The 17,068-nt window shown below is 27.1% G+C and carries 13 protein-coding genes and 1 pseudogene; all 14 read left to right on the top strand.

The window, feature by feature from the left end; all coding sequences use genetic code 11:
- A pseudogene (locus tag HUU89_RS05880) lies at positions 1–246 on the top strand (cell wall protein); the annotation flags it as partial.
- A 59-nt stretch (positions 247–305) separates the two neighbouring features.
- Positions 306–1,382 carry an acyltransferase gene (locus HUU89_RS05875; RefSeq protein ID WP_175301237.1) on the top strand — a complete coding sequence of 359 codons (1,077 nt, stop codon included), beginning with the start codon at positions 306–308 and terminating at the stop codon, positions 1,380–1,382.
- 116 nt (positions 1,383–1,498) lie between these two features.
- Positions 1,499–4,396 (top strand): hypothetical protein, encoded by a 2,898-nt coding sequence (locus HUU89_RS05870; RefSeq protein ID WP_175301236.1) that lies wholly within the window; start codon positions 1,499–1,501, stop codon positions 4,394–4,396.
- 116 nt (positions 4,397–4,512) lie between these two features.
- Positions 4,513–5,184 (top strand): glycosyltransferase family 2 protein, encoded by a 672-nt coding sequence (locus HUU89_RS05865; protein WP_175301235.1) that lies wholly within the window; start codon positions 4,513–4,515, stop codon positions 5,182–5,184.
- Between the two features lie 10 nt (positions 5,185–5,194).
- Positions 5,195–5,536, top strand: a complete 342-nt coding sequence (locus HUU89_RS05860) for a DUF2304 domain-containing protein (RefSeq protein ID WP_119364115.1) — start codon at positions 5,195–5,197, stop codon at positions 5,534–5,536.
- A gap of 77 nt (positions 5,537–5,613) precedes the next feature.
- Entirely contained in the window at positions 5,614–7,578 is a 1,965-nt protein-coding gene (locus HUU89_RS05855; protein WP_254697708.1) for a DUF6077 domain-containing protein, read from the top strand.
- 189 nt (positions 7,579–7,767) lie between these two features.
- Positions 7,768–8,901, top strand: a complete 1,134-nt coding sequence (locus tag HUU89_RS05850) for an ABC transporter ATP-binding protein (protein WP_117852108.1) — start codon at positions 7,768–7,770, stop codon at positions 8,899–8,901.
- Between the two features lie 12 nt (positions 8,902–8,913).
- Positions 8,914–9,687, top strand: coding sequence for an ABC transporter permease (locus tag HUU89_RS05845; RefSeq protein ID WP_022001916.1), 774 nt, complete (start codon positions 8,914–8,916; stop codon positions 9,685–9,687).
- A 12-nt stretch (positions 9,688–9,699) separates the two neighbouring features.
- The gene (locus HUU89_RS05840; protein WP_254697707.1) at positions 9,700–11,883 is read left to right on the top strand and encodes a glycosyltransferase family 2 protein; all 2,184 of its coding nucleotides are present in this window, start codon (positions 9,700–9,702) and stop codon (positions 11,881–11,883) included.
- Between the two features lie 81 nt (positions 11,884–11,964).
- Positions 11,965–12,363 (top strand): GtrA family protein, encoded by a 399-nt coding sequence (locus tag HUU89_RS05835; protein WP_147580439.1) that lies wholly within the window; start codon positions 11,965–11,967, stop codon positions 12,361–12,363.
- Position 12,364: 1 nt separating this feature from the next.
- Positions 12,365–13,312: a glycosyltransferase family 2 protein gene (locus tag HUU89_RS05830; RefSeq protein ID WP_175301233.1), complete on the top strand. Its 948-nt coding sequence runs from the start codon at positions 12,365–12,367 to the stop codon at positions 13,310–13,312.
- The gene (locus HUU89_RS05825) at positions 13,296–14,804 is read left to right on the top strand and encodes an ArnT family glycosyltransferase (protein ID WP_175301232.1); all 1,509 of its coding nucleotides are present in this window, start codon (positions 13,296–13,298) and stop codon (positions 14,802–14,804) included. The genes HUU89_RS05830 and HUU89_RS05825 overlap by 17 nt, the downstream gene beginning before the upstream one ends.
- A gap of 9 nt (positions 14,805–14,813) precedes the next feature.
- Positions 14,814–16,079, top strand: a complete 1,266-nt coding sequence (locus HUU89_RS05820) for a DUF6056 family protein (protein WP_175301231.1) — start codon at positions 14,814–14,816, stop codon at positions 16,077–16,079.
- Positions 16,080–16,105: 26 nt separating this feature from the next.
- Positions 16,106–16,996: a dTDP-4-dehydrorhamnose reductase gene (rfbD, locus tag HUU89_RS05815; RefSeq protein WP_032090898.1), complete on the top strand. Its 891-nt coding sequence runs from the start codon at positions 16,106–16,108 to the stop codon at positions 16,994–16,996.
- Positions 16,997–17,068 lie beyond the last annotated feature (72 nt).

The following is a 17,068-nucleotide window of genomic DNA, read 5'->3' as shown; positions in this document are numbered from 1 at the left end:
CAAACAATTAATGGTGCGAAGTATTATTTTGCAAGTAGTGGATTAATGCAAAAAGATTGGTTTAAGGTCAATGGTGAAGACTATTATGCAGCTTCATCAGGAACTATCCAAGCACAATGGGTCAAATCAGGAAGAAACTGGTATTATGTAGATACTGATGGAAAGATGGTTACTGGAGATTATATAATTGATGGAGAGGTCAATCGTTTTGATAACCAAGGTCTTTGGATGAATCAAATAAATTAAAAACCGATCTTACTCATTGTTTTGAGTAAAAATCGGTTTTTGTTTGGAAGGGAATATATATGAAAGAGAAAACGAAAAGAAATTCGTCTATTGAATTATTAAGAATTATTTCAATGATTGGTGTCGTTATTTTACATTATAATAATGCAAGTATGGGTGGTGCATTAGGAATGGTTTTAGATGGCAGTCCTAATCAATATTATTTATATTTAATAGAAAGCTTATTTGTTTGTGCAGTTAATGTTTTTGTAATGATTTCAGCGTATTTTCTAGCTTGTAATCAAAATAGAAAATTAATTAAGATACTAGAATTATTTGTACAAGTTATCGTATTTAATTTAGCTTTTTATGTTTTTGGAGTATTAAGAGGTCATAAAGTATTTACAGTAAGTTCATTGATTAGTAGTTTATTACCCGCTAATTACTTTTTAATACTTTATTCTGTATTATATATTATTAGTCCATATCTTAATTTAATTATTAAACAACTTAATAAAGAACAATTTAAACGCTTATTAATTATACTCATGCTTATTTTTTCAGTTTGGACAATTGTTATAGATGTTGCTGAAAATATAACAGGAAATACATATTTAGGATTAAGTACTATTGGAATGTATGAAAGTCAATATGGTTATACAATTATTAACTTTGTTTTGGTATATTTTGTAGGAGCATATCTTCGTGTAAATAAAATAACATTATCTAAGAAAAAAGCAGGTATGTGGATTATAAGATGTTTAGCATTTTTATATGCTTTTTCAATGATGGAACATGTTTTACATTTACAATATACAGCAACATGGTATTATAATAATCCAATTATTATCTTAATGTCTGCTTATATTCTTTTATTCTTTATGGATATTCATTTTGAAAGTAAAATAATCAATGAATTAGCTAAAGCTGCTTTTACATGTTTTTTATTTCATGAATTCTTATTAAGACATATTAGAATTGAACAATTTGTTAATAGAGGTATTTTGGTTTTAATTGTACATCAATTAGGATCAGCATTAATTATTTATCTTATTTCATACATTGTTTATAAAATATATCATTTATGTTCACATTGGTTCTTTAAACTTATTGAACCTTACATTAATAAAATCAATATTTCAGTTGAAAAGGGGTAACACAGTTACCTCTTTTGCTTTTTAGAATAAAAAAATGTCGTTTGGTTTTAGATAAGGAGTATTGCATTCAGTTATGATATAATAAGTCTATGAAATATTTATGGGGAGGATAAAACATGAGTAGGAATTTTAAAAAGATTGCTGTAGCATCAGCTCTTGTTGCAGCAACAACATTACCAACTACGATGGTTAGTGCATTAGAAACAAATGTGAAAAATGATTCTAATACACCTGTCACTTTAAGTAGTGAAAGACGTGGCTGGTATGAAGAGTATGGATACAAATATTATTATGATGATAATGGTGAATTACTTAAAGGGCTTCAAGAAATTGATGGGAATACGTATTATTTTTATAGCTATGATGGTCATATGGCATATTCTTCTTGGTATGATGAAGATACAATTACAGATAATGGGTTGATTGTCACTGTTAATAAAAGTGGTATTGTAACGAATTATGCAAATATTGTTGCTGGAGATTGGACACATTATGGGGATAAATGGTATTACTATGATGCTGATATGAATCCTTATATAGGAGTTAAAACAATTAATGGTGTTAAATATTATTTTGAATGGGAAGGTAGATTAGCAACACGTACTTATGAAGGAATATGGGTAATTACATTTGATAGACAACTTATTGCTTATAATCAAAATGGTGTTGTTACTGATCAACAAGATATTGTAGGAAATAAATGGATTAAAGTTAATAATAAATGGTATTATTTTGATAAAAATTTAAATCCATATAAAGGAGTTCAAAAAGTTGATGGTGTGGAATACTTCTTTTGGAGTGATGGACAATTAGCAACATATGATTATGATAGTATTTCTACAGCAACTTCTAATAATTATTTAGTTAGTTATAATAAAAATGGTATTGTTATAGAAAAAGTAAAAATTGAAGGAAATAAATGGATCAAGTTTAATAATAATTGGTATTACTATGATCAAGATTTATATCCATATCAAGGAATTCATACAATTGGAGATGCAACTTATTATTTTTTGAGTAATGGGCAACTTGCAACTTCAGGTTTTGAAGGAAATATTACAACAGTTAGAGAAGGAAATAAATATTATGCCTATGATTATACTGGAAAAGTTGTAGAACAAGTTGAGATTGTAGGAAATAAATGGATTGAATTTAATGGTGGAAAATATTATTTTGATTCTGAATTAACTCCATATTCAGGAATTCAAACAATTGATGGTGTAGAATATTATTTTAATTATGGACAATTAGCTGAATATTTGGATGAAGTTGTTACATCAGGAGATACACTTGCTTATGTAAGAGATGGAAAAGTTATTGAAAAAGCTAAATTTAAAGATAATGAATTGATTTATTTAAATGGCAATTGTTATTACTATTATTTAAATGATGCAGGTTATTATTATCCTTATGATGGAGAATATACTGTAGATGGAAAATCTTTGTATTTTATTTATGGTATGCTTCAAACAAGTGATAGTGATGAAATACTAACTGATTATCAAGATGGTTATCTTTATGCTTATAATAATAAAGGTGAAATTGTAGATAAGGTTAAGAGAGTAGCTGGATGGAATGAAATTGGAAATGATTGGTACTATGTTTCAAGTGAAATGAATTTTGTAGATGGTATTTATACTGTTAATGGAAAAGAATATTATTTTGAAAATGGTAGATTAATAAAATCTTCTAATGGAATATCTATTGTTTCATCATATAGAGATGAAAATGATAAGATAGTAACTTATGTCATTGCATATAATAGCGAAGGTGTTGTTGTTGAAAAGAAAAAAGCAGTAGCTAATACTTGGATTCAACTTAGAGGAAAATGGTATTACTATGATAAAAACTTGAATGAAGCTGATGGTATAGAAACTATAAATGGTGTTAAATATGTTTTCTCGTGGGGAGAATTATTAACAGCATCTGGAAATAATATAGATGTTATCACTTCTTATGAACAAGGAAAAATGCTTTTAGTTGCCTATGATAAAAATGGTATCGTTAAAGGAACTACAGTATTAACCCCAAAAAAACTTACAGAATTTATAGGTAATAAGTATTTATATGATAGACGTTATGAACCATGTACAGGATGGCAAGAAGTAGATGGAACTAAATATCATTTTGATGCTGATGGTAAGATGACAACTGGATGGTTAGAAGAAAAAGATTCTTGGTATTATCTAGATAAAGATGGTCAAAAAATAACTGGTTGGTTAACATTAAGTGGTAAAAAATATTACTTTGATCAAGAAGGAAAAATGGTTACAGGAACTGTAAACATTAATGGAAAAGATTATACATTTAATGAAAGTGGTGAATTAACTGTAGAAACTCCTGAAGTAAAATCTGGATGGGTACAATCAGGTAATAAATGGTATTACTATGACAATAACCAAAAAGTAACAGGATATCAAACAATCGAAGGAAAGAAATATTACTTCGATGCTAACGGAGTAATGCAAACAGGATGGTTCAAGATTGACAATGCTGATTACTATGCAGCATCTAGTGGAGAAATCAAAGCACAATGGGTAGGATCAGGAAATACTTGGTACTATGTAGACGCAGATGGAAAAATGGTCACAGGATTCCAAATAATTGTAGGAGCTAAATACTACTTTGCAGAAAGCGGATTAATGCAAAAAGGATGGTTCAAGATCAATGGAGCAGATTACTATGCAACATCTAGTGGAGCTATCAATGCACAATGGGTAGGATCAGGAAATACTTGGTACTATGTAGATGCAGATGGAAAAATGGTAACAGGATATCAAACAATTGCAGGAGCTAAATACTACTTTGCAGAAAGCGGATTAATGCAAACAGGATGGTTTAAAATCAATGGTGAAGATTACTATGTAGCTTCAAGTGGCGTAATTAGTGCCCAATGGGTAAAATCAGGAAATAACTGGTATTATGTTGACGCTAATGGAAAGATGGTTACAGGAGATTATGCAATTAATGGAGAAGTTAATCGCTTTGATGCTAATGGTGTCTGGCTTGGATAATTAAAATTATGTACAAAAATGGGATGAATACATCCCGTTTTTGTGTATATTTTGTTTGAAATATATAATTTTATTGGTATAATCAGTAAGAATAGTATTAGAGAAAGAGGGAAAGTATGAAAACTTTAGTTATAATTCCAGCATATAATGAAGAAGAAAGCATTTTAAGAGTTGTTAGAAATCTTGAAAATGCAGATATTGATTGCGATTATGTTGTAATCAACGATTGTTCTAAAGATAGCACTGGAAAAATTTTAGATGACAATAATATTAATCATATTGATTTACCTGTTAACTTAGGATTAACAGGTGCAGTACAAACAGGTTATAAATATGCTTATTATAATAATTATGACGCAGCTATCCAATTTGATGGTGATGGGCAACATTTACCAGAATATATACCTGGTTTAGTAAAAGAAATAGAAAATGGATATGATATTGTTATTGGATCAAGATTTGTGGATGAAAAGAAGCATTTTAGCATGAGAATGTTAGGTAGTAGAATTATTACTGCAATGATTAAACTAACAACAGGTGCCACTATTAATGATCCTACAAGTGGAATGAGAATCATTAATAAAGAATTAATTAAAGATTATGCTTTTGAATTAAATAGAAAACCAGAACCTGATACACTTGCATTTCAAATAAAAAAAGGTTATAAAGCAAAAGAAGTACAAGTTAAAATGGAAGATAGACTTGCTGGTACAAGTATTTATACAGGAATAGGAAGTTCTATTCAATATATGTTAAAAGTATTAATAACAATTATATTCTTTAATTAGGAGGTAACGTATGAGTTTAACATTACAAATATTATTAATTATATTCACTGTTTTATTCTTTATTATTTTAGTAAAGAATGTTAAAAAAGGTAAATTAAGAACCGATTATGCTTTAGCATGGATTCTTTGTTCGATAGCATTAATTATTTTAAGTATTTTTCCACAAATTGCTTTTTTTGTAGCTAGACTTATAGGTGTCATTTCAACAGCAAATATAGTTTTTGCAGCTATTATTTTTATGCTTATTATTTTAGTATATGTTTTATTTAATAAAGTATCTATGCTAGAAGAAAAGCAAAAAAACTTAATTCAAGAAATTGCTATTTTGAAAAAGAAAAATGATTTAAAATAAATAATATTTATTAAATACATTACGATTTAATCGTAATGTATTTAATTGTTTAAGTTTAATAATAAGGGAGGAAATATATGAATCATCTTTTAACCTTTATATTTTTAATTTTTATTTTTTATTTTTATTGGTTAATAGGAGAGTTTGTAGCTGATTGTTTTGCTATAAAAATAAAAAATTCAACAGCATATGTTATATATGGATTTATATCTGTATTTTTTATTTCTTTTATCATAGGTTTTCCATGTCAATTATTTCAATTGAGTTGGAATGTTTATTTTATTTTATTTTGTGTTCTTTTCTTTTCTTTTTTTGTATTTTTATTATGGAGAAAATATAAAAATATTTCTACCTTTGTAAATGAATTTAAAAGTAGCTTAAAAAAGGAAAACATAATAGATCATGTAAAAAATAATTGGGTTATATATTTTTTTGTTTTTTTATTCACTTTATTTTCAGCATCAAATGTGATGGCTTTATATGAGTTTGATTACGATGATGCTTATTATATAGCAAAAGTAGTTAATTCTATAGGAACACCATCTTTAATGAATGAAAGCTTTTATACAGGATGGCTTACAACATCTGTAGATTATGCACGAATGGTGAATACATATGAGATTACTTATGGTGCTCTCGCAAGTATTTTTCATATTAATCCTGTTTATTTTTGCAAAGTTTTCATGGTTATTCATAACTATACAATGTTTGCATTAGCAATTAAACAATTGGCTAGTTTTGTTACTAAAAGAAAAGCACAATATGCACTTATTCCATTCTTTTTATTTTTAATAGGCCATGGATATTTGATGGAAAATAATGGTTCTTTTTTAATAATAAGATCATTTGACTTATGGCAATTTCAAAATGCCATATGGTATGGTGGTTCAGTAGTAAGAGTACTTTCTGTACCTATCATGTGTATTGTTTGTATACCTTTGATTGAAAATAAAATGACAATTAAAAATATTATTTTTGCTGGTATCACGAGTTGTTCAATGATGTCCTTTTCGACAGTCTTTTTACCTGTTTTAATTGTTATGTTCTTTGTTTTATTTATACTTAAATTTGCTTATAATACATGTATTTCAATAAAGGAAAAAAATACTAAATGGATCATTATTAATTTATGCTGTTTCTTATTTGTTTTAGTATTATTGATTTTAACAAATAAATTGGACCATACTCCTTTATTATCTTTAGCAGATTTTGAATCTTTTAGTAATCAATTATCGCCATTTTATGGATATTATGTTTCTACTGATACAATTATGCAATATAGTACATGTATTGCAGCTATTGCTTTAGCTTTGGTGATTAATTCAAAATATGGAAAATATCTGGCTATTATTACATTGATGCTTATTATTATTGTAGCTAAGAATAAGTTTAATGAGCTACTATGTCTATCATCGTTTAATTATTTCTTTGTTATATTAAGATTTTATTCAGCAATTCAATTTATGGTTGTTTTTTTGATAGGGTTATCTATTGCTAAAATACTTGATATTATTTCTTTAAAAACAATATCTGTTTCAGTAGCAACATTAGCGATTGCTTCATCTCTCATATTTGTTTATCAAAATTATAATCAAATTAAATCGTATACATTTTTAGGTTGTGGAATTAATCAATATGGTTATGATTTTACACAAATATTTAAATGCGATAATATGATGCTTGATATATTTAATGATGTAGGAGAACATTTTGACAGTTTGCCTTATGGAAATTATACATTATTGGCTCCTCCAGGATTTACTTATCATGGAAAAGTGACTTATCATCAAGGATTCTATATGTCAAGTAATCGAATTCAAATTGTAAAAGAAGGTTCTCTTTACGAAGATGAATTGCAATTTTATCATGCTATTTATGATTATTGGAGTGAAAAAGCATCTTTTGATCAAACGAAGTTTGCATTTGATTATTATAGAGAATCATATTTCTTAACATTTTCTAAAAAACAAGCTGATGAGCTTATGAGTCATGGATATCAATTAGAATATACAAATAATGAGTGTTATGTTATTAGATTATAGAAGCTATATTTATTTAGCTTCTATTTTTATTTTAAAATTCTAAAATATAAAGCAAAGATATGGTAGAATATACAGTGTGAAATATGAAGTGTTGGACAAATAGGTATGTATGTGGTATATATTTATAAGGTTTAATAACGAAATTATTAAGAATATAAGAGAAAAAATAGAAGATTTAGCGGAGGTCTTATGAATAAAGAAAATGCTATTGAAGTAAGAAATATGACAAAGTATTTTAAAGTTGAATATGATAAGGCGCATACTTTAAAAGAAAGATTGTTATCTTTTGGAAAAAGCAATAGAGAAGTTCATACGGTATTGAAGAATATAAATTTAGATATTAAAAAAGGTGAAACTGTTTGTTTGATTGGAACAAATGGGAGTGGTAAATCAACTTTATTGAAGTTGATGACTAAGATTATTTATCCTAATGAAGGGACAATTGAAACACATGGTAAGTTGACTTCGTTACTTGAATTGGGTGCAGGTTTCCATCAAGATTTTACAGGAAGAGAAAATATTTATTTTAATGCAGCAGTTTTTGGTTTAACAAAAGCAGAAATTGAAAAAAGAGTAGATGATATTATTGAATTCTCTGAACTTGGAGAATTTATTGATAACCCAGTTAGAACTTATTCTTCTGGGATGTATATGAGACTTGCTTTTTCAATTGCTATTAATGTAGATGCAGAAATTTTATTAATTGATGAAATTTTAGCGGTTGGAGATCAACATTTCCAAGATAAATGTTTTGATAAATTAAAAGAATTAAGAGATAGTGATAAAACAATTGTTATTGTTTCACATAGTTTAGATACAGTTAAAGATTTATGTACACGTGCTGTTTGGATCTATAAAGGTGAATTTAAATTAGATGGTGATCCAACTTATGTTATTGATGAATATTTAAAACAAGTTAAATTAGATCATAAAGAAGAAGCTAAGAAAAAATATCAAAAACCATTAGATACTTACCATGGTATTGTTGTTGTTGATATTCCTCAATCATTTGCTGAAGTTAAAAAAGATACAGCTCAATTTACAATTTCTGGATGGTCATTGAGTGATTGTTTAAATGATCGTTTAAAAGTAACTTTTGATGATCAAGAGGTTACTGAAATGAGAAAAATAAATAGAAGTGATGTTTTAATGGCTTATCAAGAAAAGTATGGTGGTTATGGAACAAATGATGATGAATGTGGATTTGATTATTTTGTAGATGTAAGTCAAATGGAATTAGGAGAACATTCTATTCTTGTTCAATTATTAGATGAAAAAGATAAAGTTATATCTGAAAAAGATTTAAAGATTAATATCATATAGGAGAAAAAGAAAATGAAATTATTTAAAAACTTATATGACTATCGTGAATTATTAAAAACAAATGTAAAAAAAGATATTAGAGGTAAGTATAAAGGTTCATTTTTAGGAGTATTATGGTCATTCTTAAATCCATTATTAATGGTTGCCGTTTATGCCATTGTATTTCCTTATATCATGAGAATCAAAACAGATAATTATCTTCAATATTTAATTTGTGGGGTTATTCCATGGAACTTCTTTACGACAGTTATGGGACTTGGAATGGGAAGTATTAAAAATAATGCAGGTGTTATTAAAAAAGTATATTTTCCTAGAGAAATTTTACCAATATCAGCCACATTAAGTGGACTTGTTAACTTTTTTATCGCTTGTTTGATTATTATTCTTTTCTGTGTTTTTGGAGGGCTTGGATTAAGTTGGCATATTTTATTAGTACCATTTATTGCGTTGATTCAATTTGTAATTACAGCAGGAATGGTTCTTGGTTTAAGTGCAATCAATGTTTATATTCAAGATACAGAATATATTATTCAATTTGTTATTAATATGTTATTTTATGGAACACCTATTTTATATCCGGCAGAATTATTTCCAGAAGCTATTCGTTGGGTACTTTATTTAAATCCTTTTACACATATCGTAAGTGCCTACCGTGATTTCTTTATGTATCATACGTTACCAGCAATGTCTAGTGTGCTTTATATGGTTGTAATGGCTATTATTTGTTTTGTATTAGGAATGTTTATCTTTAGAAAATTAGAAAAAGGATTTGCTGAAGAAATATAAGGGGTGATAGACATGAAAACATTAGATTATATAAACGTGAGAGATGCACAGGTTCATGGTCTTGTTAATCCTACATTTATTATGTATGGAAATTGTTCTTTAAAAGATTATTCTTTTGAAGTAACTGTTGATGGTAAAAAAAGAGAAGCACGTTTTTTACCAGATCTAGCAAGTGACAATTATGAATTAACATTATCATTGAGTAAAGATGATTCTAAAGTTAAAGTTTATTTAATACATGATAATCAAAAGGAACTTGTTTGTGTAAGAAAGAATACTTTAATGAAAAGAATTAAGTCAAAGATGAGAACACTTTTACAAAAAATAGTTAGAAAAACAAAAGAAACAAATAATAAGGTAAAAGTAAATACTTATGCTATTGGTAAAGAAGTTAAATATATAGCTAAGGAATATCATTTTGTTTTAACACCAAATAGATTAAAACAAAGTAAAAGACGTATTAAAGAAAATAAGAAAACAAAAAATAAATTTTTAGATGTTTATAATTTCTTAAATCAAAAAGAATATCTTTTATGGTTAGAAAAAAATGAAAAACCATTTGAAGAACATCCTCAATTTTCTTACAATCCACTTATTTCAATTTGTATACCAGTTTATAATGTGGAAAGAAAATACTTAGCAGAATGTTTAAACTCTATTTTAAATCAAACATATCAAAACTTTGAAATATGTTTATCTAATGATTGTTCAACTTTACAAGAAACAATTGATACTTTAAATGAATATGAAAAGAAAGATTCTAGAATCAAAGTACATCATCGTAAAGAAAATGGACATATTTCTAAAGCAACAAACGATGCTTTAAATATTGCTAGCGGTGAATTTATTGGTTTAATGGATAATGATGATTTACTTGCTAGAAATGCATTAGCTGAATGTGTCGCTGTTTTAAATAAAAATAAAGAATTAGATTTTATCTACACGGATGAAGATAAGATGGATATGAAAGGATTAAGAAGAGATCCTCATTTTAAATCAGATTATGCACCTGATTCATTACTTGGAAGTAACTATATTTGTCACTTTGAAATCATGAGAAAAGCAATTGTTGATGAAATCGGTGGTTTTAGAGTAGGTTATGAAGGGGCGCAAGATTATGATATTTTCTTAAGATTTTTAGAAAAAACAACTCCTGAACGTGTTTATCATATTCCAAAGATTTTATATCATTGGCGTATGATTGAAGGGTCAACGGCTGCCACAATTGATAGTAAAGGATATGCTGTTGAAAAAGGAAGAATGGCAGTAGAAGATGCTTTAAAACGTCGTGGTATTAAAGCTAAAGTAACTGTTCATCCAAGAGTTCCTTATTATTTAGTAAGATATGAATATGAAATAGAACCAATGGTTTCAATCATTATTCCAACAAAAGATTATGCATATATTACAGAACAATGTTTAAAATCATTATTTGAAAAAACAACATATAAAAATTATGAAGTTATTTTAATGAATAACAATAGCGAAAAGAAAGAAACTTTTGATTTATTTAAAAAATATCAAAATAAATATTCTAACTTTAGAGTTATTGATGCTAATTATGAATTTAACTATTCTAAAATTAATAATCAAGCTGTAGAAGCGGCTAAAGGTGAATATATTGTTTTATTAAATAATGATACTGAAATTATTACACCACATTGGTTACAAGTAATGGTTGGCTATGCAATGCAACCTCATATTGGGGCAGTAGGTGCTAAATTGTTATATCCTGATAATACGGTTCAACATGCCGGTATTATTTTAGGAATTGGTGGAATTGCACAACATTGTTTTATTGATAATCCAAGAGAAGATGTTGGTTTCTATGGAAGATTATCCGTTCCATTTAACTACAGCGCTGTTACTGCAGCTTGTTTAATGGTTTCTAAAGAAAAATATTTAGAAGTCAATGGTTTAGAAGAAGATCTACAAGTAGCCTTCAATGATGTTGATTTTAACTTAAAATTATTAAAACAAGGTTATTACAATATTTGTTTAAATCAAGTAGAACTATATCATTATGAATCTAAATCTAGAGGAGATGATACAGTTGATACAAAAAGTGCTAAATATCGTCGATTTGTTCAAGAACACGATTACATCAAAGATAAATGGGGTTATATGTTATATAGTGATCGTTTTTATAATCCTAATTTAAGTTTGAAGAAGGCATTTGTCTTAGATAAAGAATAATTAAGAATTATAAAATTGAATATTAGTAAAAAAAATGCTAGTATGTCTATGACAAAACTAGCATTTTTTTAGGAGAAGGAAATGAAAGAATTATTAATGAAATATAAAGAAATCATTATGTATCTTGTGTTTGGTGTTCTTACAACGGTCGTTAATATTGTTGTTTATTTTTTAAGTGCAGAGCTTTTACACATAAATTATTTGATTTCTAATGCACTAGCATGGTTTTTATCGGTTTTATTTGCTTATATCACAAATAGAAAATATGTTTTTGAAAGTAGTAGTCAAAATATATTAAAAGAAGCTGTTTCTTTTTTTAGTTCTCGATTAGCTACAGGAATCTTAGATATGGTACTTATGTGGCTATTTGTGTATTTTAATGTTGTTAATGATGTTATCGCTAAAGTGATTGTTAATGTCATTGTGGTTGTATTGAATTATGTATTAAGTAAGTTAGTTGTTTTTAAAGGAAATAAATAAGATGGAAAAAATAACAGTAATTGTACCTTGTTATAATGAAGAAGCAGCGCTTCATTATTATTATAAGGAAATGAGTAGAGTCATGGATGAAATGAATGATGTAGATTTTGAATTATTATTCATAAACGATGGTTCAAAAGATAAAACATTAGAAATTATGATGGAGCTTGCTAAAAAAGATTCAAGAGTTAAATATATTTCTTTTTCAAGAAATTTTGGAAAAGAAGCGGCTATGTATGCTGGATTTGAAAATAGTACAGGTGATTATGTATGTTTAATGGATGCTGATTTACAAGATCCTCCTCGCTTATTACCAGAAATGTTCAAAGCAATTCGAGAAGAAGGTTATGATAGTGCTGCTACAAGAAGAGTGACTCGTAAAGGAGAACCACCAATAAGATCATTTTTTGCAAGAATGTTTTATAAAATCATGAATAAAATATCTGATACTGAATTAATGGATGGTGCACGTGATTATCGTTTAATGACAAGACAATTTGTAAATGCTTTATTAGAATTAAAAGAATATAATCGTTTTAGTAAAGGACTATTTGGTTGGGTAGGATTTAAAACAAAGTGGATTGAATTCGAAAATGTAGAAAGAGTTGCAGGAGAAACAAAATGGTCTTTCTGGAAATTATTATTATATAGTATTGAAGGAATCGTTGCTTTTTCAACAGCACCATTAGCGATTGCATCGCTTATAGGGATGTTGATGTTATTTATTGCTTTTATATTTATAATATTTATTATTATTAAAACACTTATTTTTAATGATCCTACAAGTGGATGGCCATCTCTTGTATGCATTATTACTTTAATTGGTGGTATACAAATATTCTGTACAGGTATTTTAGGACAATATTTATCAAAAACTTATTTAGAAACTAAGAAAAGACCTGTTTATATTGTAAAGGATACAAATATCGAAGATGAAAAAACTAAGTAATTATTTAGATAATAAAAAAGTTATTTTAGCTATCTTATTGATTGTTTCTATCCTAACTCTTTTGATTTGTTCAAAAAATTCACCATTATATCCTTATAATGATTGGGTTGATGGTAATGCTTTTTTTACAATGGGAAAAGGTATGTTTAATGGAAAGGTTCCTTATAAAGATTTATTTGAACAAAAGGGACCTTTGCTTTATTTGATATATGGAATAGGTTATTTAATAAGTCATGATACATTTTTAGGTGTTTATTTATTAGAAGTTATTTCATATACAATTTTTGGCTATTTTCTTTTTAAAATTGCTAGAACTTATTTAAATCAATTTTATGCCTTATTAACATCTGTTTTGACATTAGCTATTATTTCAGGATCGATTTCTTTTGTACAAGGAGGTAGTGCAGAAGAATTTTGTTTACCTTTTGTTGCAAGTAGTGTTTATTTCTTTATTAAAATTATTAATGAAAATGATTTTGGAAAGAAATATTTATTAATTAATGGGGCAATAGCTGGATGTGTTTCATTGATCAAATTTAATTTATTAGGTTTGTGGTTTATTTGGATGACTTTATATTTCTTTAAATTAATTTCTTTAAAGGAAATAAAAAAAGCTTTTATAAGTTGTGTTTATTTTTTAGTGGGAATGTTTATTCCTATCTTTATATCAATTCTTTATTTTGTTATCAATGGTGCATTAAGAGATTATTATGATGTATATATTACTTTTAATCTAACTGCTTATAGTACAACTATTGATTTAAAAACAAGAATATTAAATATGTTTTCAGCAATTTTCCAACAAATGAAATACAATAGAACAATTTATATATTATTATGTCTTGGTTTTGTAAATTGTTTAACAACAAAGATTTTAAAAAATATTTGGATCAATATATTTATTTTATTATCATTTATCTTTCTAATGATTGGTGTTTATGTAGGTGGATTACCATTTATTTATTATTTTTTATGTTTTGAAGCATATATTATTTTTGGATTTATTTTTGTTTTTTCAATTGTTCAAAATTATTTAAGTAGTCAAACTTTAGCGATATGTATACTATGTGGAGGAATGATATTTTCTGTTCATTATCCATTAAAAAGTCCTAATAGAGGATATATGAATATCCCTCAAAGTGCATATGCACAATATGTTTTTAAAGATATTATTGATAAATCAAAAAATAAAACATTATTGAATTATGATAATTTAGATGGGGGATTTTATACAACATGTAATATTGTTCCTAATGTTAAATATTTTATGCGACAAAATGTTGGATATGATCGTTACCCTCAAATTATTGATGGTCAAAGAGAGGCTATTAAAAATAAGGAAATTGAATTTGTTGTGATAAGAGAATATAAAGATACAATAGGATATCGAAAGAATATTCCTTATTTAAATGATAACTATAAAGAAATAAAAAAATTCAAACAACTTTATGAAGGTATGGATTTTACTTATTATTTATATTGTCTAAAATAGGAGGACACCATGAAAAAAGTAACAGAATGTATCAAAAATCATATATGGGTCATTTATCTAATCTTATTTGTTTTTATGGTTATTAGGCATGCATCTGTAAAATTAGGAGTGGCAGATGATGTATGGTTTCTTGAACAATCAAAAATGGGATTAATTAACTATACTCAAATGAGGATACAAACTTGGACAAGTAGAAATATCATTGAATTGGTGATGCTTGTTTTATTAAATATTAATAAATGGGCTTGGATCATTTTAGATAGTGGAATGTTTGTACTTGTTTTACATTCTTTAAGAAGAATAATTTGTCCAACAAAAGAAAATGATTGGATCATTACTTTTTTTCTAATGCTTGTAATCATGTTATTTCCTTTTGGAACATTTGGCGTGGCTGGATGGTATGCGACGACACTTAACTATGTATGGCCACTTGCGTTAGGATTATATGGACTTTCATATATTATACAAATCATTTCCAATGAAAAGATATCAATAGCTCAACAAATAAGTTATGTGGTTGCTAGTTTATACGCTATCAATCAAGAACAAATGTGTGCATTGTTTGTAGGATTTTATGCTTTATTTATGATATATAGTTTAGTAAAACATAAAAAAGTACCTATTTTAGCCTATATTATTTTAGTGTTATCGTTTATAATGTTAGGATATCATGCATTATGTCCTGGAAATGAGCTAAGAAAAGTTGTAGAAATGAATGCTTATTATCCAGCTTTTTATGGCTTTAAGTTGATGGATAAGTTATTGTTAGGAGTTCTTTCAACAATAGCAATTGGTTCTTTACAACCTGCATATATTATTTTTGCTTGGAACATTATGTTGATTTATATCATTTATAAAAATACAAAAAATAAAGGACAATATGTACTAGTAGGTCTTATGACCTTTGTTACCTTTGTAGTTAGTGTAAGTGATAGATACTGTAATCATAGAGGGTTTTATCAAATCTTTAATGTGTTTAATGATTATACAAAAGTTATTGAACACATTTCGTTGAATATGAATGTTTGTTTAATTATTCTTTATTTTATATGTATTTTATTGATTAGTTTTTATGTAATAAAAACTAATCTAGGAAATAAGACAATGTTTCTAAGTTTCATAATTATTTGTGCAGCATTTTGTTCAAGAGTTGTACTTGGATTTTCACCATCTGTTTTTGTTTCTGGAACAAGAACGTTTGTGAATTCATATTTTTTGATCGTAATTGCAACGTTTTTATGTGTTAATTCAAGAAAATTAGAAAGTATGCTATAATAAGTATGCTGATTGGAGGTAAATCAATGAAAGTATTAGTAACAGGTGTTAATGGTCAATTAGGCTATGACGTTATGAATGAATTAAATCAAAGAGGACATGAAGCAATTGGAAGTGATATTACTGAAAGTAATGAACATTTTCAAAAATATGTTCAATTAGATATTACAAATAAAGAAGCTGTAGAATCAGAAATTACAAAAATCAATCCTGATGTTGTTGTTCATTGTGCAGCATGGACTGCTGTTGATTTAGCAGAAGATGATGATAAAGTAGAAAAAGTAAGAGCAGTTAACGCTAAAGGAACAGAAAATATTGCTTTAGTATGTAAAAAGTTAGATTGTAAAATGATTTATATTTCTACAGATTATGTATTTAACGGACAAGGTGAAACACCTTGGGATCCCGATTGTAAAGATTACAAACCATTAAATGTTTATGGACAAACTAAATTAGAAGGTGAACTTGCAGTTTCTTCTAATTTAGATAAATATTTTATTATTCGTATTGCTTGGGTATTTGGTGTTAATGGTAAAAACTTTATTAAAACGATGTTAAATGTTGGAAAGAAATATCCACAAGTTAAAGTTGTTAATGATCAAATTGGAACACCAACATATACTTATGATCTTGCTCGATTATTAGTAGATATGGCTGAAAGTGATAAATATGGTTATTATCATGCTACTAATGAAGGTGGATATATTTCATGGTATGATTTTACAGTAGAAATCTTTAAACAAGCAGGATATACTACAGAAGTTTTACCAGTAACGACGGAAGAATATGGTTTATCTAAAGCTGCTAGACCGTTTAATAGTAGATTGGATAAGTCAAAACTTGTAGAAAATGGATTTAAACCATTACCTACATGGCAAGATGCATTAAGCAGATATTTAAAAGAAATTGAATATTAAGATTGATTCGCTCATTTGGCGCTCTAAATAATCGAGTGCTTTAGCGAAATTCGCTCTAAATTATTAAGGGGG

This window comes from Faecalibacillus sp. H12, assembly GCF_013361255.1.
Taxonomy (GTDB): Bacteria; Bacillota_I; Bacilli_A; order Erysipelotrichales; family Coprobacillaceae; genus Faecalibacillus; species Faecalibacillus intestinalis.
The sequence above is the reverse complement of the archived record's forward strand: the minus strand, read 5'-3'. Positions and strand labels throughout refer to the sequence as shown.

Bases quoted from the DNA above. Each gene is read 5' to 3' on its own strand.
- HUU89_RS05875 (WP_175301237.1), top strand. From the start codon at position 306: ATGAAAGAGAAAACGAAAAGAAATTCGTCTATTGAATTATTAAGAATT.
- HUU89_RS05870 (WP_175301236.1), top strand. From the start codon at position 1,499: ATGAGTAGGAATTTTAAAAAGATTGCTGTAGCATCAGCTCTTGTTGCA.
- HUU89_RS05865 (WP_175301235.1), top strand. From the start codon at position 4,513: ATGAAAACTTTAGTTATAATTCCAGCATATAATGAAGAAGAAAGCATT.
- HUU89_RS05860 (WP_119364115.1), top strand. From the start codon at position 5,195: ATGAGTTTAACATTACAAATATTATTAATTATATTCACTGTTTTATTC.
- HUU89_RS05855 (WP_254697708.1), top strand. From the start codon at position 5,614: ATGAATCATCTTTTAACCTTTATATTTTTAATTTTTATTTTTTATTTT.
- HUU89_RS05850 (WP_117852108.1), top strand. From the start codon at position 7,768: ATGAATAAAGAAAATGCTATTGAAGTAAGAAATATGACAAAGTATTTT.
- HUU89_RS05845 (WP_022001916.1), top strand. From the start codon at position 8,914: ATGAAATTATTTAAAAACTTATATGACTATCGTGAATTATTAAAAACA.
- HUU89_RS05840 (WP_254697707.1), top strand. From the start codon at position 9,700: ATGAAAACATTAGATTATATAAACGTGAGAGATGCACAGGTTCATGGT.
- HUU89_RS05835 (WP_147580439.1), top strand. From the start codon at position 11,965: ATGAAAGAATTATTAATGAAATATAAAGAAATCATTATGTATCTTGTG.
- HUU89_RS05830 (WP_175301233.1), top strand. From the start codon at position 12,365: ATGGAAAAAATAACAGTAATTGTACCTTGTTATAATGAAGAAGCAGCG.
- HUU89_RS05825 (WP_175301232.1), top strand. From the start codon at position 13,296: ATGAAAAAACTAAGTAATTATTTAGATAATAAAAAAGTTATTTTAGCT.
- HUU89_RS05820 (WP_175301231.1), top strand. From the start codon at position 14,814: ATGAAAAAAGTAACAGAATGTATCAAAAATCATATATGGGTCATTTAT.
- rfbD (WP_032090898.1), top strand. From the start codon at position 16,106: ATGAAAGTATTAGTAACAGGTGTTAATGGTCAATTAGGCTATGACGTT.